This is a genomic window from Achromobacter sp. FW305-C-13 (genome assembly GCF_058783475.1).
This window is the reverse complement of the sequence record NZ_JBYSYN010000001.1, coordinates 839,171-858,412: the sequence shown is the minus strand read 5'-3', so window position 1 is coordinate 858,412 and position 19,242 is coordinate 839,171. Positions and strand designations below refer to the sequence as shown.

Below are 19,242 nucleotides of genomic sequence, written 5' to 3'. Positions count from 1 at the left end.
TCGGGTCATCCTGACGCATTACTTACCAGAAGGCACTATGAACAAGTCATACACCGTCATATGGAATGAATCCAAGGGATGCTGGAGCGTCGCTGGCGAATCCGCCAAGCAACGCGGCAAGTCCAGCTGCTCGGGCGTACGCGCCGGCGTCATGGCGGCCGTCGTCCTTGGGCTCTCGGCATTGCTGCCTATCGCTCATGCGGGGCCCACGGGCGGCACGGTCACGCATGGCTCGGCCAGCATCTGGAGCAATGGCGGGCAAACGGTGATCAATCAGAGTTCACCCAAGGCCGTCATCAAATGGGACAGCTTCGGCGTGGACACCGGCGAACGTGTCACCTTCAACCAACAACGCAGCGACATGGCGCTGAACTACGTTTCAGGCCTTACCAACACTACAATCAACGGCAGCCTTAACGCCGGCGGCAAAATCTTCATCGTCAACCCGAACGGCATTGTGTTCAATGCCGGCTCCAAGGTGAACGTCGGCGGTCTGGTGGCATCGACCCTGACGACAGACCCCGCAAGCTTTTTCAACAACACCAATGGCGAATTCGTATTCGAAGGAGGGAGCACCAATCAGGTCTTGAACGGTGGGGTGATCACCGCGAACGGCGGCGACGTGCTGCTGCTGGGAGCCCGTCCCATCAACATGGGCACCATCCAATCCCACCTCGGCACCACTGCTTTGGCCGCGGGCCAAAAGGTCACTGTCAGCACCGGCAGCGGGCTGGTCAAGCTGGAAATCAACGCAGCCGCGGCCAACGCCTTGGCGCGCAACAGCGGCACGATCCGCGCGGATGGCGGTCAAGTATTGCTGAAGGCCAGATCCAGCAACGCCTCGCCCCTCTCTTCCGTGGTTAACAACAACGGCGTCATCGAGGCCAAAACACTGAACAACGTGCCCGGCAAGATCGTGCTGGACGGCGGAACGCGAGGCACCGTGGACGTAGCTGGCCGCTTAAGCGCGACCGGCTTGACAAGCTATGGCAACGGCGGCTCGATTGATGCTTCAGGCAAAAACGTGCGGGTGCGTTTGGGCACCACCCTCGACACGCGCGCCACCAACGGCTACACCGGCACCTTCAGGCTCAAAAGCGATAACGTCAACGTTGAAAGCACGGCGGCCAGCGCCAACCCGACCATCCATGCGGACACATTGAATCGCAATCTGGCCACTACCAGCATCGAACTGGCCAGCACCGCGGGAGACGTGGTGGTAAACGCGCCACTTAGCTGGACGTCTGGCAGTAGCCTCACGCTGAACGCTAAGCATGGCGGCGCCGGCAAGACCGTATTGAACGGCGCCGTATCGGCCTCGGGTGCAAGCAGCGCCCTGAATCTATTGGCCGACGAACGCATCGACATCAGCGACCGGATTGTGCTGAGCGGCGCGAATGCGCGCGTCGCACTGAACACGACCACATCCGCTACCGGCACCGGAGTCGGGACAGCCAAACCGTCTACCGCCAACTACAGGTTGCGGGATCCCAAAGCCAATATCACGCTAAGCGGAGCAGGCGCCAGCTTCCTATCCAATAACATTTACCATGCCGTCATCCAGAACCAGGCCGCACTGCAGGCCGTGAACAACAATCTCAACGGCCTTTACGTGCTGGGTACGGACATGGTAGCCATGGCAACGTTCGAATCCATCGGCGGCGCCTACGGCACGTTCAACGGCGTGTTCGACGGCATGGGCCATACGCTGGTGGCCTTCCCCGTTGTCAGCACGGGGGACAATCTTGGTTTGTTCTCGTCGTCTGCTGGCATCATCCGGAACCTCGACCTCGTTGCGATGAACATCAAGTCTGCCAATGCAAACGTCGCATCCGCTTCCATCGGTACGTTGGCCGGTCGAAACACCGGCTTGATTGACAACGTCAATGTCATCGCCACCACCCTCAATGGAAACCCCTACCGTGCCAACGTCGTGGGCGGTTTGGTCGGCACGAACCAAAATGGCGGAATCATCAGCAACTCCACATTTTCCGGTTCAGTTCGCAGTAGCGCCTACACCAGCAGCATGGGCGGTCTAGTCGGTGTTAACCGTAATAACGGCACCATATGGAACAGCTACGCAAGCGGCACCGTCAGCGGCGTGTTGCAGCGTAACGACCTGGGCGGCATGGGTGGTCTGGTCGGTCTCAACGAAAATGGCCGCATTCTGGATTCGACCAGCGCGGTGGCGGTCACGGCGAATAGCGCCAATCTCAACGTCGGCGGTCTCGTCGGTTCAAACCACAACGGCTCACTTGCCATCGTCGGCAGTACGGGAGCCGTCACCGGCGGCGCCTCCAGCAACGTCGGCGGCTTGGTCGGCTTCAACAACGGCAGTATTACCCAAGCCGACAGTACCGGGCAAGTCTCGGCCACCTCCGGCGGCTCCGTCGGCGGCCTGGTGGGCGTCAACAACGGCGGCGCCATCTCGACGGCGAGCGCCTCCGGTAGCGTGTCCAGCACCAACGGCGCGAACACTGGCGGGTTGATCGGTGCGAACAATAGCGGGTACGTGCAAGACGTCAGGGCCGCCAACACTGTTGAAGATCGTCGCTATGCAGCCAACATCGGCGGTCTGGTCGGCTATAACGGCGTCGGTGGTTCGATTCAGAACGGTGAATCTAGCGGCAAAACCGTGTCATCTGTTTACGGCAATGGCGGTACCCGCATAGGCGGTTTGGTGGGTGCCAACAACGGCAACGTTTTTTATGGCATATCGAACGTGGAGAGGGTTTCTGCAGGCGACTATGCTGCAGTTGGCGGCTTGGTCGGCTACAACCGTGGGACTATCGAGGCGTCCAACTCGGCTGCCGTGGCGCAAGGCGGCGTATACAGCACGACGGGAGGCTTGGTGGGGCTGAATGCCGGCAGCATTACCGGCGGTACCGCATCGGGCGAGGTCGTCGGCTCCTACTACGCCACCATTGGTGGCCTCGTTGGCCACAACCAGGAAGATGGCAGGGTTGAACACTCCACCGCCGAAGGCCGTGTTACCGCGCAGCAGGGACAGCTCTATCACGGCACGGGCATGACGCTGGCCGGCTTGGTCGGCGTCAATCAGGGCTACGTCGGGTATTCCACTTCCTCTGGCCAAGTGGATTTCCGCCGCAACTTGAGCCAATCCTTCGGTGGGCTGGCAGGCATCAACTACGGCACCATGGTCGGTAACTTCACTTGGGGCCAGGCAAGCCAGGTCCCGATTGTCGGAATCAACTACGGATCAATTGACATGTATCCCTGATTCAGTTCAAGCGTATAGCCGATCGAGCCCGTGGCACGGTCGGCCTACGCAAGGACCGCAGAGATCGTGAACAGCCCCCGAGCGTTGGATATCACAACCCTCGGGGGTTTTCATTGGTCCACTTGGTCTTCTTGGGTATCGTCGAGGTTAGTGATCGGGCTGTCATGAGCCTGCGGCTTGTTGTCGGAGGCTGTGTTCCGGGCAAACTCACAGGGTGTTGAATCGTTCAAACCTATGTGAAGCCGAATTTGGTTGTAGTTCTGGCACCAGGCAGCGATCTCTCGTTTCGCTTTCGCCAAAGATTCGATGCAATGCGGATTCAGGCCTTCGTCCCAGACTGAACCGTTGAAGGCTTTGATGTCGTGGCGGTAGTAATCCGCCGTAGAGACACCCCGCCCACACTAAATCCGGCTACAAGCTTTTGAGCCGAGCCATTGCATCGAGCGCTTGTTTCAGTTCGCTGGCCGGGTTGAATTCCAGGCCAGCGTATGGACGGTTCAGCAGAGATTTCCTTCGCTCGCACGAGGCCTCTGGCAAATCCCATACGCCCAGGCAGGGCCAAACTCCGCCTGCCTGAGCGCAACGAAAGGCCCGTCAATCGTAGTAGATCTTGAAATTCACCTGGCTATTCGCCACCCCTGCTTTGACGCCGGGCTGAAGATCCTGATCAGTTCGGCGATATCGTGCGCCTAGCTTTATCTCCGCGGTGCCATTTGCAGCCACGCCCGAGACAGGAACATTATCGAACTCGTATTTTTGGCCCACGTCGCCTCCTTGGCCAATGATCAACGGTTGCTCACTACCCTGTTTGGTAATAATGATGCCCAAATTCTTGGCACTCGTACCCGCGGCATGATCTTGAAGCTGCAGGACGTTGCTAACGCCGGAAATCAATCCGTATTGCGCATTGAAGGCGATCTTGGGTTTGGCCCCAGCGGCGCAGGTGTGGACGGAAACATCAAAGGGAACCTCTTTGCCAAGCGACCCGTTTGATCGAAAATCTCCTACGGAATATTGCCCCATGGGCAACGTAAAGCCCGCTCCCTGAAACTTAGCATCAACGGTACATTTTGCTTCGATCGGAAGTCCGCCGCCCCCGCCCTCCGACGTCAGGATGTCCTTCACGGTATAAGCTCTAACATCGCGGCATTGAGGACCTCCGTCAGGACCGAACCCATCCGAGCCATCTGAATCAAAAAACACACCGTTCGCCGGAGTCTCGATTTTTGATCGCTGTGTCGCCACAACTTCGAATTTTGTACCGGCCCATGCTGGATCAAGATCATTCAAGATATGTGAACCCGGTTCTACGGGGCCTGTCACGACCACCTCAACAACAATGCTCTGACCGGTGTAGAAACCAAAATTCTGTGAAGGCGCCTGGAGCCCTGCAGAGTAAAACTTCAGGTACCGGTCGAGTTTCTGAGCACTTACATATGCGCCCGGGCTTTCAGTGCCGGAAATCCGGATGGACAAGCCCTTCACGTTAGTCGGAATAAGATGCAAAGCCGAAAATTGGGGCGGAACATCCTTCCAGCGCCCCCCATGAATCATCCTCGGCTCCTCGGCAAACGCCTCTCTCCAATAAGTATGTTTGGCCGTTACCGATAGCGAGCGGCGCGCAATCACGTTATTTACCGTCGACGTATCCGCACCGGTCTTCTCCCACGGGGTTGCACCACCGTTGCCCGTATCGCCAATTTGGAGAAGTTTGCATTCTTTGGCCCAGCGGGGATTCACTTGGGCCGCCGCATCCATCGCACCAAGCAGCAGCGCACCTCCTAGTGCGAGTACCCCTGCCCCCGTCCGACTGACACGAAAAAGTGATACTGCTCGCATAGCTGAATTTCTCCAATAACACGGCCCCTGTCTGATCGAGGGCGCGCTGATCTTACGATTACGGCAAAGCGTCCTGAAGCGTAGCCACCCCGGGGATCACCAGCCCCAAGTCGTCAACGGCCTCGAACTGCAGGGTGGCGCCGCTAACGAGCGGCGCCGATCCGGCAGGTAACGCAAAGCGTTCTGTTGTTTTGGGTAGGATGGTCAAGCCCGTCCACCCAATGGGTTTAGCGCCGCTGCGCAGGCTTAGCGTCGCCAGCGATACGGCATAAGGTGTGGGATTCTCGGCCTGGATATACGGGGCACCCCGCTCTGCGCCTTTGTGATATCTCCAGCGCACTTGCGCAGGCGCGTCTTTGGCCTTCCCGGCCAGACTGTTCGGGCGGTACAGGACTTTCATCACATAGCTCAGCACCACCTGCAACTTTGACCCGGAGTCCTGTTTTGTCGGCGCATGCCGCAGGTTGATCCAGAACACGGTTTCTCTATCCCGTGGCAACGGCTCTCCGGTGTATCGCAATTGCAGCGTCTTACGCTGGCCGGGGTCCATCCTGAACAACGGTGGCAACAGCACAAAGGGCACCTTCAAGCGGCTCAGGTCCGGCTCGGCGCCGCCATGGTCCAACCACGTCTGCACCAGGATAGGGTCGTTGCCGGTATTGCGCAGCGACACGACGATTTCCTTTTCGCCTTCGGGATAGACAAAACGCGTGCCCGTGACGGCCAGGTCGGCGCATGCCAACGCCGGCAAAGCCGCCGTCACCATTAAGCAAAACCGCGCCAGCCATCTCGACGCAACGGTCGATCGGGAAGATGCCCTCATCGGCCCGCCATTGGAGACATAGGACGAGCCTTGGCCGGCACCGGCTTACAAGGCAGTTCCAACGCGTCGTATCCGTCTTGCTTTTGCCCCTTGGGCCGTTCTGGCAGTTGATAGTCAATCAAGCACTGTTGATGGGGCTTTTCTCCCCACTCCACGCGGACTGAACCCTGGTCTTGCTGCGCTCGCATCACAATGCGGCTGCCCTGCCCCACGCCGCCGATGGAATCTCCGGTCACCGTGTCGAATACATCAGCACCGAACGGCAACGTTTCGCCATTCGGCAGGCGGCTATCGATAAGCACAGGCCGCGCCCGCCGGGTCGGATAGGACAGCAACACGACTGCGCCGGCACGGGGAGCCACGCTACGCGAGGTATTCAACAGCTCTACATCATCCGACATGTCGCCGGGATTGATCTCCACGGTATTGAGTTGATAGGGCGACAGGCTTGTGATCAACGCGTAGCCGCGGCTATCGACCTTGTTCTGGCTGTATCCCACACGGGCGTCCTCTGCATCGGGCGCATGCAGCAAGCCCACGGTTTCACCCAGCATGGACGCAAAGGTTATGCCGCCCTGATGGGCCAGCACGCTGCCGCTGGCTCGCAACGACCCCTGGCGATAGCCGCTGCCCTGAGACACGCTGACACCCACGTTGGCCGCCGACGCCCGATAGTCCAGGTTGCCGCCGGCGGAATTGGTGCCGCCGCGCGTATCCCGCGATGCGGACAGGGAATAGGACATATCGCCGCGTTGATCCAGGTGGCCGGAGACCCCCGTCGAAATATCCGTCCCGCTACGGCTGTCGTGGTTGACGAAGGTATTCAAAACCGGCGCGCTGGTGGAGCGGCCCAATGGGATCGAAATATTGAACGCCACGACCGTGCTCTTGTCTCGCCCGGCGGCATACACCGAGCTGCCCGGCCACATGCTCTGCATGCGCTGCAGGCTAAGCGAATATGTCACGTCGCGCCAACGGTTCGTGTACCCCATGCTGTAGCTCACAGCACTACCGGACCGCTTCCAGTACTGCGTTGCCGATCCGCTGGCATACACCGTGCCGAGCGATGGCCCCAAGTCTTGGCTGACGTTAAGGTCAAACCGGTTGCGCGGCCGCCCCAAATCGCCATATCGGCGGATCTGACCCGCATCCCGCATTGCGATGGCTTCGTTGAACCCAACGAAGCCGCTAGTAGAATATCGATATGCCATCAATGAAAAGTTGGTGCCGCTATTCGGCAGGTTCTTGCTGTACGCAACGCGATAGCTTGAACCGGATATCGTGCCCTGATGCGGAAGATTCGCGCTGGCAACGGTAACGTCGCCCCCGAAGGCGCCCAACGATGTATTGATCGCGGCCCCACCCATGAGCGATCCGTAATGGTCGCTGGCCGCCAAGCCGCCATATCCGGTCACCATGTTGCTCAGGCCGCGCCTGATGACACCTTCAAAAATGTTCTGTCCGCTGCTCCGGCTTGCCGACGACATGGCACGCCCGAACGACACTGAGTACCGCATGGTGCCCGGGCGCAATAGCTCAACACCTGTCGCAAAAGGCACGACAAACGTGTGCTCTTCGCCATTGGCTTCAACGATCTTGACGTCGAGGTCTCCGCCGAAGCCGGCCGCCTGCACCCTGTCGATGGCGAATGGGCCCGGAGGCACCGTGGTTTCATAAATCAGGAAGCCACGCTGAAAGACCGAGACCGACGCATTGGTAGCCGCCGTACCGCGTATCACCGGCGCATAGTTGCGTAAACTCTGCGGCAGCATGCGTTCGTCGCTGCTTATATTCACGCCACGATACGAGATGGCGTCGAAGTAGTCGCCGCCTGTCGAGGTTTCGCCGATCAGCAACTGCGAGCGCCAGGCTGGGATGTCGGTCGCGATATAGGTCTGTCCGCGCTGATAGTTCGCGCCCGCGCCATTCGACCCCCAGGTCAACGCGCCGAAGTGGCGCAAGCGCCACGCGCCAAGGTTCACGCCGCCATTCAACCCGGCATAGCCTCGGGTGTAACGGCGCCCGTTGCTCTCCATGGTGTTGATGTTCGCGTTGTAGTTCAACCGGCCCGCCGTGACTCCGCTATCCCAATAGCGGGGGTCCACGTAGTTGTCCGCCAGGGCCGCCTGCAGGTAGTAGGTAGGCACCGTCAGGTATAGCCGCTGCTCACCCATATCGGTTTTGACAAGAACACCCGGAACGAACTGGTCCAGGTCCTCGCAAACCAGATCGTCACCCAAGGGCACGCGGCCTTGCTCGGCGGCATAGCGAGCGCTCAGCTGGATATCGAGCCCAGCGCGCTGCAGAAACTCAACGTTGTAGCAGGGCTGTCCTCCAAGCGCCTTTGAGCCGCGGTATTCGATATCCTGAGTGCCCCGCCACTTGCCGTTGACGTAGAGTTCCAGCCGATACTGACCTGGCGCCACATACCCGCTGCGTTCGAAGCGGGAAAGATCAATGGTGGCGCCCCCGATCCCGGGCATCAGAATCTGCGGGTCGAATTGCACGACCCGCTTCGCCTCCTGGGCAAGCGCGCTGGCACCGAATGCGGTGGCCAACGCCAGGAACAACAGCCTGGGGCTCCGGCGAGATCGCGCCTTGCCGCCACAGTTATTTCTCTTACGTTGGCCAATCGCCAGACGTGTCTTTCCCCGCAGTGAAGCGTACATTCCCGTGATCCAAATACAAGTGCTGAATAGATGGCCAGCCCTGATGGGCTGCCGCAGGCGCCTAATGCGACAGTGAGCGCTCTAACGTATGCCGACCGCCGTAGTCGTTAATGACCTCGTAGCGGATGAGCATCTTTTGGCGGTCACCGGCCGTTGCGCCCTTGGGCAGTTTGAAGCGCTCGACGCTAAACGGCGCGACCATTCCGCCACCCAATGCGGCCGTCCTTCCACCCGACACCGAGTCGATGGACGACATGGAAACATGGTACGGCGTGGGGTTGTTGACCTCTAGCGCAGGGCCCGTAGCGGACTGCACCAACTGCCATTCCAGCTTGGCCGGCGCGTCGTCTATCCCATCGCGCAGAGCGGCTGGACGGAAGAACAGCTTGATACGCGTTCTGAAGCTGAACATTGCCGAGTTCGTGGCATCACTGCGCGGCGGCGCCTCTAGCACGTTGAGATAAAACAGAGTTTCGCGATCGTCAGGCAACGGACCCTTCATGTACATCAGGCGGATAACCGCGCTGGAGTTCGGGTCGATTCTGGTAAGCACCGGCGAAACTGTGAAGGGCACCACCATATTGGCGGGTGCGACGCCCGGACTGCCATCGTCCATCCATACTTGTGCCAGCACGGGCTGAGAACCTTCGTTGCGAGCCCGAATTGTCACGTCCTTGGCGTCCGACGGATAGACCACTCTTGTTCCCATCAATACCAAAGCTGCTTGCGCCGAACTGGCGCAAGCAGCCCAGGTCATGACGCCAGCCATTAAAGCGGAACAAACCCTACGCACTACTGGCGTCATGATCACCACTCCTACTAACTCAGCGGCCGATTATTCGTACGCAACCATGAACGGAATAATCGAAACTGCCGTGCCAGCGTTGACGGTGGCAGCCGTCGAGACATAGTTGGCCGTATACGAGAGAGTGCCGCCCGAATCGCTAAGCACAACCTTTTGGGGGTTCGTCTGCGCCACTCCAAGACGAATCTTCCCGGTGGCTGTGTTGCCCGCATCGTTGATTTCGATCTGGATGCCCTTGGCGGGCGACGTGCTGGAAATCTTCAAGTTGCCCGACGCCTTATCAACGTGGGCAGCATCGTTGTCAAAGGCGATGCTGGCCGTCTTAGTGGCTGTGCAACTGGCCCCGGGACCAGAGGTCAGGACGATGTCGAACGGCACCGGCGTGGTCTTCTTGCCAATGGCGGTAAAGAAGCCCGGTGCGTGCTCGCCCATGCTCACTTCCAGGATGTTGCCCATGCCTGGCGCTTTGCCGTTAATCAGGCAGGTCGTATCAGAGACCTTGCCCACGAACTTGACTTGGCCATCCCATTGGGCGTGCGAGACACCCGGCGCAAGCGCCACCACCAATGCGCCGGCCGCGGACAAGGATGCGAAGGTACTACGTTTCATTTTTGGTTCCTGATACTGAGGGATTTGACTGCGACTACCGTAAGGGTTTGCAGTGAACAGACATTCACCATGCGTGCACCGCTTATTCAGTGCAGACATCGTTTTGCCATGGACTTTGCCGCCACAACACATGCGATCGACAGGCATTACTTTAGTAATAAGGAGCCCTCCGGTCCCTAGGAAACGGAAAAAAAACAGCTCGTACTACTTCGAATCTGCTCGGTCCTCCCACGCGGGCAGGCTGGCGGATGGCCTCCAGCTGGATAGGCCACGGCATCCCTTACGTCCTGGTGCCGTCCAGTACAATTCCTGCTTTGGCGACGTTGTGATCGCCCATTCATCTGGACCAAAGCATGTTGCGACTGTCTGAAATCAAGCTGCCGCTGAACCACACCCCCGAAGAATTGCCCGCAGCGATTCTGAAAAAACTGGGCGTTCCGGCCAGCGACCTGCACGGCTTCACCATCTTCCTGCGCAGCTACGACGCGCGCAAAAAGCACAATATCCTGCTGACTTACACACTGGATATCGACATCGAAAATGAAGCCGCGCTGCTCAAGCGGTTTCACGATGATCGCCATGTGAAGCCCACGCCCGACACCGAATACAAGTTCGTTGCCCAGGCGCCCGCCAGCCTGAACAAGCGCCCTATCGTCATCGGCACCGGCCCCTGTGGCTTGTTTGCCGGACTGGTACTGGCGCAGATGGGCTTCAAGCCCATCATCCTGGAACGCGGCAAGGCGGTGCGGGAACGCACTAAAGATACGTGGGGCCTGTGGCGCAAGCGCGTGCTGAACCCGGAATCGAATGTGCAATTCGGCGAAGGCGGCGCGGGCACTTTCTCCGACGGCAAGCTGTACAGCCAGATCAAGGACCCCAAGCATTACGGCGAAAAGGTGCTCAAGGAATTCGTGCTGGCCGGCGCGCCGGAAGAAATCCTGTACGTGAGCAAGCCGCACATCGGCACGTTCCGCCTGGTGGGCATGGTGGAAGTCATGCGCGACACCATCACCAAACTGGGTGGCGAAGTCCGGTTCTCCAGCAAAGTGGAAACGCTGCAGCGAGAGAACGGCCAGATCACCGGCGTGACGCTGGCCAGTGGCGAGCATATCGAGGCCGACCACGTCGTGCTGGCCATCGGCCATAGCGCGCGCGACACCTTCCAGATGCTGCACGACCAAGGCGTGTTCATGGAAGCCAAGCCGTTTTCGGTGGGTTTCCGGATCGAACACCCGCAGTCGCTGATCGACAAGGCGCGGTTCGGGCCGAACGCCGGCCATCCGATTCTGGGCGCGGCGGATTACAAGCTGGTGCACCACGCCAGCAACGGGCGATCGGTATACAGCTTCTGCATGTGCCCCGGCGGCACGGTGGTGGCGGCAACCTCTGAACCCAATCGCGTCGTCACCAACGGCATGAGCCAATATTCGCGCAACGAACGCAACGCCAACGCGGGTATTGTCGTGGGAATTTCGCCCGAGGAGGATTACCCGGAACACGTGCTGGCTGGCGTGGATTTCCAACGTGCGCTGGAGTCGCGCGCGTTTGAGCTGGGCGGCGGCGATTACAGCGCGCCGGGCCAACTGGTGGGGGATTTCATCGCGGGCAAGGCGTCGACGGAATTCGGTTCCGTGCTGCCCTCTTACACGCCCGGCGTGCACCTGACCGACCTGGCCACCGCACTGCCCGAGTTTGCCATTACCGCCATCCGCGAGGCGCTTCCCGCCTTCGACAAGACCATCAAGGGTTATGGCATGCACGACGCCGTGCTGACCGGCGTAGAGACGCGGACCTCGTCGCCGATCCGCATCAAGCGCGACAACGAAACGCTGCAAAGCATCAACACCAAGGGCTTGTTCCCGGCTGGCGAAGGCGCCGGTTATGCAGGGGGAATCCTGTCTGCGGGCGTGGATGGCATCAAGATTGCCGAGGCCGTGGCGCTAAGCATCATGGGCCGGCAGGCCTGAGCTGACTTGATCCGGGGTGCGTGGGCGGCGCAATGCCGCCCGCCCCTTCAACTACGGCGCTGGTAGCAGCCCAGGAACATCGCCACCGCGGAATCCGCCACCCGCTGACGCTCGGCCGGGTTCAACGGCGCTTGCCCCAAGGTCACCTGGGGCCAGAACGCAAAACTCTTCACCAGCCCCTGCAGCTGATGGCCTGCAAAGTCCGGGTCGACTGCGGCCAGGCGTCCGTCGGCGATCGCGGCCTGGATCCAGGCGGTGACGCCGCTTTCCTTTTCTCCCATCCGGCACACGATGCCCTGCGCCCGCTCGGGGGAATGGATGATCTCGGCCAGCGCTACGCGCGCCAGATCGATGAAATTGGAATCGCCCAGCAATTCAAGCTTCTGCATCAATAGCTGCTTAAGCTGCTGATCCAGCGGCAGGTCAGTGCGATAGGCCAAGTCCACGCTGGAGGCGCTGCTGTCCCACAGTTGCTCAAGCATCTGTCCGAACAGCTCTTCCTTGCTGGGGAAATGGTTGTAGACCGTACGCTTGGAAACGCCCGCGGCAGCAGCAATGCGGTCCATGCTGGTGGCCTCGTATCCCGCCGTCCGGAATTCGTCCACCGCCGCACGCATGATGGCTTCACGTTTGCGGTCGGTCAGACGTTTGGGCGGATTGGGCATGGAACGGCCTAAGACGGTAGAAACGCTATTTTACACCGGGCAGTGTACTTTTTAAAAAAACAAAACTACACTGTGCAGTCTACATTCAAGATGCCTTCCATGAAGCGTCTCTCCGTCTACGCCCTTGCCTTCTTACTGCTTGGAATTCTTGCCGTGACCGCCAATACCGCCTACGTCCATTGCACTCAGCCGAGCTACCCCGACTCGCCCCAGCACCGCGACGGCCGTTTCGGGAACGTATCGCCGCGCCCGCCCATGGGCTTCTGGAACGGTCTGAAATTGACGTGGGCATTCCTGTTCGACAAGCCCACCGGCACGGTTCCCGACCAACCCATTCCTGTCCGCGCGCTAACTCGCGCCCAGCTTGATGCCGCCCCCGACCGCAGCCTGTATCGCCTGGGCCATTCCACCGTGCTTTTGAAACTGCGTGGCCGTTACTGGCTGACCGACCCGGTCTTCTCCAAACGCGCCTCGCCGGTGCAATGGTTCGGACCGGCGCGCTTTCATGCGCCCCCCATCGCCATTGAAGACCTGCCCCCCATTGCCGGGATCATCCTGTCCCACAACCATTACGACCATCTGGACCACGCGGCCGTCATGCAACTGGCCGGCAAGACCGGCCGCTTCATCACCCCGCTAGGCGTCGGCGACCAACTGATCGCCTGGGGCATCGATCCGAAGCAGGTGGAACAACTGGACTGGTGGCAGTCGACGGAAGTCGACGGGCTGCGCTTGACGGCCACGCCGGCCCAGCACTTCTCGGGCCGTGGTTTGACCGACAGCGACCGCAGCCTGTGGGCATCATGGGTCATCCAAGATGCGGACCTGCGCGTGTTCTTCAGCGGAGACACCGGCTACTTCGACGGCTTCAAGGCCATCGGCGACGCCTTCGGCCCATTTGATCTGACGCTGATGGAGACCGGCGCCTACGACAAGCGCTGGGCCTACGTGCACATGCAGCCGGAACAGACGCTTCAGGCGCACCTGGATCTTCGCGGCCGCTGGTTGCTGCCGATTCATAACGGCACCTTCGACCTGGCGATGCACGCCTGGCAGGAACCGTTTGAACGCGTGGCGGAATTGGCCGCCATGAAAAACGTGGCCTTGACCACGCCTGAAATGGGCGAGCGGGTGGACCTGAACGCGCCCCACGCGGGTGAAGCATGGTGGCGGAAACTGGTGCCTGTCAGCCACGCCGAGCAGACGCCCGCGTCAGCGGCGCAATAATTCCTCGATCACCCTATCCGCTGGCCGGCTGCAAGACCAAGCACAACTCGACGCTGCTTGGTATGGTACGGTTTCACCAGCCCGAAAACCTCCTCCAATCTTGCATCCCGCATCCTGCAGAGGACGAGATCAACCCCATGACTGTTCGACGGATGTTCCTGGCGCTTGCCACGCTGGCCCTGTCACCCACGCTCACGGCCCATGCCGCGCCCAAGGTCGCAGCCTGGGTCCCGCCAGGCCCGACGGCATGCAGTTTCTCGGGTTGGACAGCCAATGAGAAGCCCGCGATACCGGTGCGCGCTTCGCCCTCCGCCCAGGCCGAAGCGGTGGGTAGCCTGCCGACGACTCGTGGCGACGGCCCTGATCCCGATATCGACTACTACAGCGTCACCTTCGACGTGACCGAGGCGCGCGACGGTTGGCTCAAGATCAAGAACGCCAGCGACGCCATGACCGGCAACGAAGAGAGCCGGCCACGACCCGTGTATCAGGGCGAGGGCTGGATCGAGGCGACGGATGCGAAGGTCGGTATCCAGTCGGCCCGGGGATATGCTCGCCCGGACGCCGGCAGCGAACGACTGGTAGACCTGGGAAGCGACTGGATGACGGAACGCGCCGCGTTGCGCGGCATCGTCGCCTGCCAGGGCGAGTGGCTACTGCTGGATTACGAGATGCGCCAAAGCGAGAAGTGGGAGCTGCTGGCTCCCAATGACCGCACCCAGGGGCGCGCCTGGTTTCGCGGCATCTGCACCTCTGAGGAAACGACCTGCGATATGCGGTCGGTGGATAAATAGCGGTCGCGCCAGCGGCACAGACAGATCCGTCCGGCGGGCATCCGACCCGCGTTTCGGAACCCCGGAACCGCAGCCGGATGCCATGCCGGCGGATCTACTTGTCGACCTTGGCCTGTTGCGCCCGGTATTCCGGCACCGTGACGCCACCAACGCCCCAGTTCTCCATGTCTACCTCGTCGATGACGACGAAGGTCGACGCGTGGGGCTTTCCCAGCACCTCGAACAGCAAGTCGCTGACGCCCTTGATGAGCGCGCGCTTTTGCTCGGGCGTGGTCGCCGTCGCGCCGGGCGCGGTTCCTTCGCGGGTGACTTTGATATTCACGTAGGGCATCTGTGTTCTCCGGTTGATTGCATCGCTGTAGGGGTCGGCCTTCTCGACGATCAGGCGCCCGCGACTTGCCCGCCGTCCACATGCAGGATCTCGCCAGTCACGAAACCGGCATCCTCTAGATAGAGTACCGCCTGGGTCACGTCGGCGACCTCGCCCATTCGCTTCATGGGATGCAATGCGGCCAGCGCGCTATGCGTTTCCGGGGCGTGCATGGGCGTCTTGATGATGCCCGGCGACACCGCGTTCACGCGAATGTTGCGCGAGGCGTACTCGATCGCAAGGCTACGCGTTGCCGCGGCCAGGCCACCCTTGGTCAACGACGCCAGAACCGACGGAACGTTGGAGTTGGCCTGGTCAACCAGCGTCGTGGTGATCTGCACGATGTGGCCGCTGCCCTGCTTGAGCATCGCCTCGACGGCATGCTGCGTGGTGTAGAAGAACCCATTCAAGTTGGTCGACAGCATGTCCCGGTACTGCTGCTCGGTATATGCCGTGAATTCGCTGGCGACGAAAATGCCGGCGTTGTTGATCAGCGTATCCACCCGTCCGAAACGGGCCAACGCCTGCTCCACAACCTGCCTTCCCGTCGCCGGATCGCCGATGTCGCCCGCGATGGTCAGGTAGTTCGGATTGTCCGATGGCTTGATGGACCGGGACGTCCCGACGACGCGGTAGCCGCGGCTGAGAAATGCACGGGCGATACCCTCGCCCAGGCCCTGCGATGCGCCGGTAACGATGGCGACTTTCTGTTCGTTGCTCATGATGCTCCTTCTGTATTGGGGTTGGCGTGACCCGTACAGTAGGCGCATCGCACCTGTTCGAAAATCCGCTATTCTTGCTCAATGGCTGATAAAAAACGCACAGAGCCCGACTGGCAGGACATCCGCGTATTCCTCGCGCTAGGGCGCTACGGCAGCCTGTCCGCGGCTGCGCGGGCGCTGTCGACCAACCATTCGACGATCTCGCGCCGCCTTCAATCGCTGGAGGCCACGCTAGGGGAAAAGCTGGTCGAGCGCCGCCCCGAGGGATACGTGTTGACGCCGGCAGGAACCCACGCGCTGGCGGCCGCCAGCGACATGGAGGCTGCCGTCCACACCCTGGGCAGAGGCAGCGCAGACGGCACGCCGCGCGGCCTGGTCCGGGTCAATGCTCCCCCTGCCCTGTCCCAGGGGTTTCTGGTGGGCAGACTGGCCAGATTGCCGCTGCAGCATCCCGGCATCGACATCGACCTGGCCACGGATCTTCGCTCGGTGAGCCTGGAGCGGCATGTCACCGATATCGCCGTCCGCCTGGGCCGGCCCCAGGACGGTGACTTCATCGCAAAGCCCCTGGGCCTGATGGCATTCGGTTTCTATGGAACACCCACGCTTTGTGAGCGGATCGAAGGCGGGGCGGAACCTGTCTTTGTCGGGTTCGATGAGGCGAATGCCTATCTGCCCGAGGCCGTTTGGCTTGCCCGCCATTTTCCGCAGGCCCGCATGGTCTTTCGGGCAAACAATCAGGTGGCGCAGGCCACGGCGGCCGGATCAGGCGTGGGGATTGCGCTGCTGCCGCACTACGTCGGGCGGACGACGCCGGGTCTTGCACCGTGCAAGCTGGACGCGGCACCGCCGCCGCGCGAGATCATGCTGCTGACTCGACGGCAAGACCGTAAAGACCTGCCGATTCGGACGGTTGTCGAATTTCTGGTTGCAGTGTTCGACGATGAGCGGGCGTTGTTCTCACCGTGATTCAATTGCCACATGCCTACTGAACCCCGCCTTGAAGACCTGCGCCACTACGCCGTGGTGCGCAGCCTGTTCACGCCCGTCACCTTGCCGGCGGCAATCCGACGCCTGGGCTTTGTGCAGGCCGACCCGATCCGCGCCCCCGCCCGGGCACAGGACCTGACGCTGCGCCACCGCGTCAAGGACTACCGCGCGGGCGACCTGGAGCGCCGCTACACGCGCCTGGCGATCGACGAGGACTGCCTGGTCAACTACGGCTTCCTGCCAAGCGAACACCTGACGCTGATGCACCCCCGCCAGGCCAGGAAAGCCTGGGATGCCGAGACCGAGCGCAAAGCCGCGGACGTGCTGGCTTTCGTGCGTGAACACGGCGCGGTCCACCCGCGCCAGGTCGATCAGCACTTTCAGCACGGCCGCGTGAAAAACTATTGGGGAGGGTCAAGCAACGCCAGCACGCAATTGCTGGACGGCATGCACTATCGCGGCCTGCTGCGAGTGAAACGGCGCGACAGTGGCACGCGTATCTACGAGGCCGCCTCGCACCCGCCCGCGGACGACAGCCCCGCCGGCGCCGTTCGGCGCGCCGCCACGTTGATCGACCTGGTGGTACGCAAATACGCGCCGCTGCCCGCCGCCAGCCTGACCTATCTGCTGCGATTGCTCGGCTATGGGGCTCCCCATCTGACCGCGCAAATCCAGGCGGCGCTGCGCCTGGCGCGCGAGCACCTGGCCAGTTGCCGCATCGATGGCACCACCTGGTACTGGCCTGCCGACGAAAACCCGCGCTCGCGCCGTTACGCGGTCGATGACCGACTACGGCTGCTGGCCCCGTTCGACCCCGTGGTCTGGGACCGGCGCCGCTTCACGCTGCTCTGGGACTGGACGTACAAGTTCGAGGCCTACACGCCGCCGGCGCAACGCCAGTTTGGCTATTACGCACTGCCGATGCTATGGCGTGAGAAGGTGATCGGCTGGGCCAACGTGTCAGCGAACGAAGGACCCCTGGCGCCCGCGTTCGGTTATGTGGCGGGCACAGCGCCCAAAGACGCTGCGTTCCGCAGTGCGCTGGATGAGGAAATAGAACGCATGAAGCACTTCCTAACCCCGCGCTGACCTGTCTGGCGATCAGCGCGACGCGCCGATCTGCAGCACCTTGAAATCGCGCTGCATATAGCGGTTCATCACCTGAGACAGAATCGGATTGCCCGCATTCTCTGCTTTGGGGGAAGTCATGCTGACGACCGCGGCACACAGCTTACCGGCCTGGACGGTACGCCCCGAGACCGTGGCCTCTACCGACGCAGCCATGCTTTCCTTCCATGCGGCGCCGATGCCGTCAACGGCCTGCTTGGCGGTGGCGCAATCCGCATAAGCCAGCGAAATGACCACAGCGGGGACGTTGTTGATCTGGGCGTCTGCCAGTATGCCGGAGAAGTAAGGCGGGATGCCGCGCGCGCTGGATGCCGCAGCCGCTTCAAGATTGCGCTTTGCCGCGTCGAAGTCTGCGGGCGTAGCGGGCAACACCTTCGCCGGATCCACGCCTTCCAGGCCCAAGACCGGCGAAATCACCGCGGCCTGCACAATGTGGCCGTCGGCAGAAGGAACGGCTTCCTTCAGCCCGGCAACCCAGGCGGCAACGACTGCACTGTCGGCCACCGACGGCGTCGGTTTCGCCAGTACGTTCATTCCCGTTGCGGCGGGCGCCTGAACCAGCGCGGTATCCAGCGGCAGGACAAAGCTGGCCTTGCCCATCGAGCCTCTCCAGGGGTCTCTGGGATTGGCCTTTTTCATGTCCATCTTCTGCGCCTCGCCATTGGCGAGCACGCCGGGGACGTCACCCCCCACCGCGGCGAAATCGGCCTGCTTTAAGCGATCAACCAGCCCCGCCACGGATTTACCGTCCTTCATCCCCCAATAGGTGACGTTGCCAGGCGCCTGGCCGAACGCGGCGAAATAAGAGAGTTCATCGAAAGGGATTTTGGCGTTGGTCGACCACTGGTCCAGACCGTATCCCACGGATTGAAGCGGGCTGATCCACTGCGCCATCGCCAATCTGCGCATGCCATCCGCGGAGGGTCCGGCTTTTTCCAGCCCGCGCCACGCTTGCACGTCCACAAAGAATATCTGCATCGCTTCCGGGGCGGTAAGCACCACCTGCGGTATCTGCTTGAATGCCTGCTGCAACGATTGGGTGCTGTCTTGTGCAGCGGCCGAACCTGCGAAACCGGCCATCAAGCAGAGGGCGAGAGCCTTTAAGCGCATCAGATTTTTTCCTTTTCTTGATTCGTTTGGCATTGATGCGATCCCTGTCTGCATCGTTGAAGACGGCCTGTCGCCGCCTTCAAGAACACCCCAGGATCGCTGCCGAAAGATGGTACCTCAATGCTTCCGATCAATCTGATGCGCTCGAACGCGCGCCCATGTGAACACGCGTTCGCGACCGCTTACTTGATTTGGCCGCCCGATTGATAGCCGCGGCAAATGGGATGGGCGCGGCGCGTCCGCGCAAGCTGCTGACAGGAATTGACACGACGATCGCCGACAC

The 19,242-nt window shown here is 61.1% G+C and carries 16 protein-coding genes; 6 read left to right on the top strand and 10 right to left on the bottom strand.

Annotation, left to right across the window (positions count from 1 at the left end; all coding sequences use genetic code 11):
* The first annotated feature begins 37 nt into the window (after positions 1–37).
* Positions 38–3,241 (top strand): GLUG motif-containing protein, encoded by a 3,204-nt coding sequence (locus AC3WMU_RS03805; protein ID WP_492281859.1) that lies wholly within the window; start codon positions 38–40, stop codon positions 3,239–3,241.
* A gap of 110 nt (positions 3,242–3,351) precedes the next feature.
* Here AC3WMU_RS03805 and AC3WMU_RS03800 read toward each other — a convergent pair whose 3' ends face one another.
* The 6 genes from AC3WMU_RS03800 to AC3WMU_RS03775 all read right to left on the bottom strand — a co-directional run bounded on the left by AC3WMU_RS03800 (position 3,352) and on the right by AC3WMU_RS03775 (position 9,986).
* Positions 3,352–3,600, bottom strand: a complete 249-nt coding sequence (locus AC3WMU_RS03800; protein ID WP_081534152.1) for an integrase core domain-containing protein — start codon at positions 3,598–3,600, stop codon at positions 3,352–3,354.
* Between the two features lie 235 nt (positions 3,601–3,835).
* On the bottom strand, positions 3,836–5,080 hold the full coding sequence (locus AC3WMU_RS03795; protein WP_131224889.1) for a fimbrial protein: 1,245 nt from the start codon (positions 5,078–5,080) through the stop codon (positions 3,836–3,838).
* Between the two features lie 58 nt (positions 5,081–5,138).
* Positions 5,139–5,846 carry a fimbrial biogenesis chaperone gene (locus tag AC3WMU_RS03790; protein WP_454677151.1) on the bottom strand — a complete coding sequence of 236 codons (708 nt, stop codon included), beginning with the start codon at positions 5,844–5,846 and terminating at the stop codon, positions 5,139–5,141.
* A gap of 53 nt (positions 5,847–5,899) precedes the next feature.
* Complete coding sequence (locus tag AC3WMU_RS03785) at positions 5,900–8,572, bottom strand: fimbria/pilus outer membrane usher protein (protein ID WP_492281858.1); 2,673 nt, start codon at positions 8,570–8,572, stop codon at positions 5,900–5,902.
* 61 nt (positions 8,573–8,633) lie between these two features.
* Positions 8,634–9,377 (bottom strand): fimbria/pilus periplasmic chaperone, encoded by a 744-nt coding sequence (locus AC3WMU_RS03780; protein ID WP_035212938.1) that lies wholly within the window; start codon positions 9,375–9,377, stop codon positions 8,634–8,636.
* Positions 9,378–9,407: 30 nt separating this feature from the next.
* On the bottom strand, positions 9,408–9,986 hold the full coding sequence (locus AC3WMU_RS03775) for a fimbrial protein (RefSeq protein ID WP_006224260.1): 579 nt from the start codon (positions 9,984–9,986) through the stop codon (positions 9,408–9,410).
* 353 nt (positions 9,987–10,339) lie between these two features.
* On the opposite strand from AC3WMU_RS03775, the gene AC3WMU_RS03770 reads away from it, so the two are divergent.
* Positions 10,340–11,953, top strand: coding sequence for an NAD(P)/FAD-dependent oxidoreductase (locus AC3WMU_RS03770; RefSeq protein ID WP_280025961.1), 1,614 nt, complete (start codon positions 10,340–10,342; stop codon positions 11,951–11,953).
* Between the two features lie 47 nt (positions 11,954–12,000).
* On the opposite strand, the gene AC3WMU_RS03765 is transcribed toward AC3WMU_RS03770, so the two are convergent.
* Positions 12,001–12,618 carry a TetR/AcrR family transcriptional regulator gene (locus AC3WMU_RS03765; RefSeq protein ID WP_006224258.1) on the bottom strand — a complete coding sequence of 206 codons (618 nt, stop codon included), beginning with the start codon at positions 12,616–12,618 and terminating at the stop codon, positions 12,001–12,003.
* A gap of 99 nt (positions 12,619–12,717) precedes the next feature.
* Between AC3WMU_RS03765 and AC3WMU_RS03760 the strand changes: the two genes are divergently transcribed.
* Both AC3WMU_RS03760 and AC3WMU_RS03755 read left to right on the top strand, forming a co-directional pair.
* Positions 12,718–13,845 carry an MBL fold metallo-hydrolase gene (locus AC3WMU_RS03760; RefSeq protein WP_424624693.1) on the top strand — a complete coding sequence of 376 codons (1,128 nt, stop codon included), beginning with the start codon at positions 12,718–12,720 and terminating at the stop codon, positions 13,843–13,845.
* A gap of 137 nt (positions 13,846–13,982) precedes the next feature.
* Positions 13,983–14,639 (top strand): hypothetical protein, encoded by a 657-nt coding sequence (locus tag AC3WMU_RS03755; protein ID WP_492281857.1) that lies wholly within the window; start codon positions 13,983–13,985, stop codon positions 14,637–14,639.
* A gap of 94 nt (positions 14,640–14,733) precedes the next feature.
* Here the strand turns inward: AC3WMU_RS03755 and AC3WMU_RS03750 are convergent, their stop codons facing one another.
* Together AC3WMU_RS03750 and AC3WMU_RS03745 are read right to left on the bottom strand one after the other, a co-directional pair.
* On the bottom strand, positions 14,734–14,970 hold the full coding sequence (locus AC3WMU_RS03750) for a tautomerase family protein (protein WP_006224253.1): 237 nt from the start codon (positions 14,968–14,970) through the stop codon (positions 14,734–14,736).
* A gap of 50 nt (positions 14,971–15,020) precedes the next feature.
* Positions 15,021–15,731 carry an SDR family NAD(P)-dependent oxidoreductase gene (locus AC3WMU_RS03745; protein WP_454677154.1) on the bottom strand — a complete coding sequence of 237 codons (711 nt, stop codon included), beginning with the start codon at positions 15,729–15,731 and terminating at the stop codon, positions 15,021–15,023.
* An 81-nt stretch (positions 15,732–15,812) separates the two neighbouring features.
* Here AC3WMU_RS03745 and AC3WMU_RS03740 point away from each other — a divergent pair, with 81 nt between their 5' ends.
* Both AC3WMU_RS03740 and AC3WMU_RS03735 read left to right on the top strand, forming a co-directional pair.
* Complete coding sequence (locus AC3WMU_RS03740; protein WP_280025959.1) at positions 15,813–16,700, top strand: LysR family transcriptional regulator; 888 nt, start codon at positions 15,813–15,815, stop codon at positions 16,698–16,700.
* A 12-nt stretch (positions 16,701–16,712) separates the two neighbouring features.
* Positions 16,713–17,810: a DNA glycosylase AlkZ-like family protein gene (locus AC3WMU_RS03735; RefSeq protein ID WP_492281856.1), complete on the top strand. Its 1,098-nt coding sequence runs from the start codon at positions 16,713–16,715 to the stop codon at positions 17,808–17,810.
* A 12-nt stretch (positions 17,811–17,822) separates the two neighbouring features.
* On the opposite strand, the gene AC3WMU_RS03730 is transcribed toward AC3WMU_RS03735, so the two are convergent.
* Positions 17,823–18,992 (bottom strand): hypothetical protein, encoded by a 1,170-nt coding sequence (locus AC3WMU_RS03730; RefSeq protein WP_492281855.1) that lies wholly within the window; start codon positions 18,990–18,992, stop codon positions 17,823–17,825.
* Positions 18,993–19,242 lie beyond the last annotated feature (250 nt).

Excerpts from the sequence above, each read along its gene's own strand:
- AC3WMU_RS03805 (WP_492281859.1), top strand. The coding sequence starts at position 38 with ATGAACAAGTCATACACCGTCATATGGAATGAATCCAAGGGATGCTGG.
- AC3WMU_RS03795 (WP_131224889.1), bottom strand. The coding sequence starts at position 5,080 with ATGCGAGCAGTATCACTTTTTCGTGTCAGTCGGACGGGGGCAGGGGTA.
- AC3WMU_RS03790 (WP_454677151.1), bottom strand. The coding sequence starts at position 5,846 with ATGGTGACGGCGGCTTTGCCGGCGTTGGCATGCGCCGACCTGGCCGTC.
- AC3WMU_RS03785 (WP_492281858.1), bottom strand. The coding sequence starts at position 8,572 with ATGTACGCTTCACTGCGGGGAAAGACACGTCTGGCGATTGGCCAACGT.
- AC3WMU_RS03780 (WP_035212938.1), bottom strand. The coding sequence starts at position 9,377 with ATGACGCCAGTAGTGCGTAGGGTTTGTTCCGCTTTAATGGCTGGCGTC.
- AC3WMU_RS03775 (WP_006224260.1), bottom strand. The coding sequence starts at position 9,986 with ATGAAACGTAGTACCTTCGCATCCTTGTCCGCGGCCGGCGCATTGGTG.
- AC3WMU_RS03770 (WP_280025961.1), top strand. The coding sequence starts at position 10,340 with ATGTTGCGACTGTCTGAAATCAAGCTGCCGCTGAACCACACCCCCGAA.
- AC3WMU_RS03765 (WP_006224258.1), bottom strand. The coding sequence starts at position 12,618 with ATGCCCAATCCGCCCAAACGTCTGACCGACCGCAAACGTGAAGCCATC.
- AC3WMU_RS03760 (WP_424624693.1), top strand. The coding sequence starts at position 12,718 with ATGAAGCGTCTCTCCGTCTACGCCCTTGCCTTCTTACTGCTTGGAATT.
- AC3WMU_RS03755 (WP_492281857.1), top strand. The coding sequence starts at position 13,983 with ATGACTGTTCGACGGATGTTCCTGGCGCTTGCCACGCTGGCCCTGTCA.
- AC3WMU_RS03750 (WP_006224253.1), bottom strand. The coding sequence starts at position 14,970 with ATGCCCTACGTGAATATCAAAGTCACCCGCGAAGGAACCGCGCCCGGC.
- AC3WMU_RS03745 (WP_454677154.1), bottom strand. The coding sequence starts at position 15,731 with ATGAGCAACGAACAGAAAGTCGCCATCGTTACCGGCGCATCGCAGGGC.
- AC3WMU_RS03740 (WP_280025959.1), top strand. The coding sequence starts at position 15,813 with ATGGCTGATAAAAAACGCACAGAGCCCGACTGGCAGGACATCCGCGTA.
- AC3WMU_RS03735 (WP_492281856.1), top strand. The coding sequence starts at position 16,713 with ATGCCTACTGAACCCCGCCTTGAAGACCTGCGCCACTACGCCGTGGTG.
- AC3WMU_RS03730 (WP_492281855.1), bottom strand. The coding sequence starts at position 18,992 with ATGCCAAACGAATCAAGAAAAGGAAAAAATCTGATGCGCTTAAAGGCT.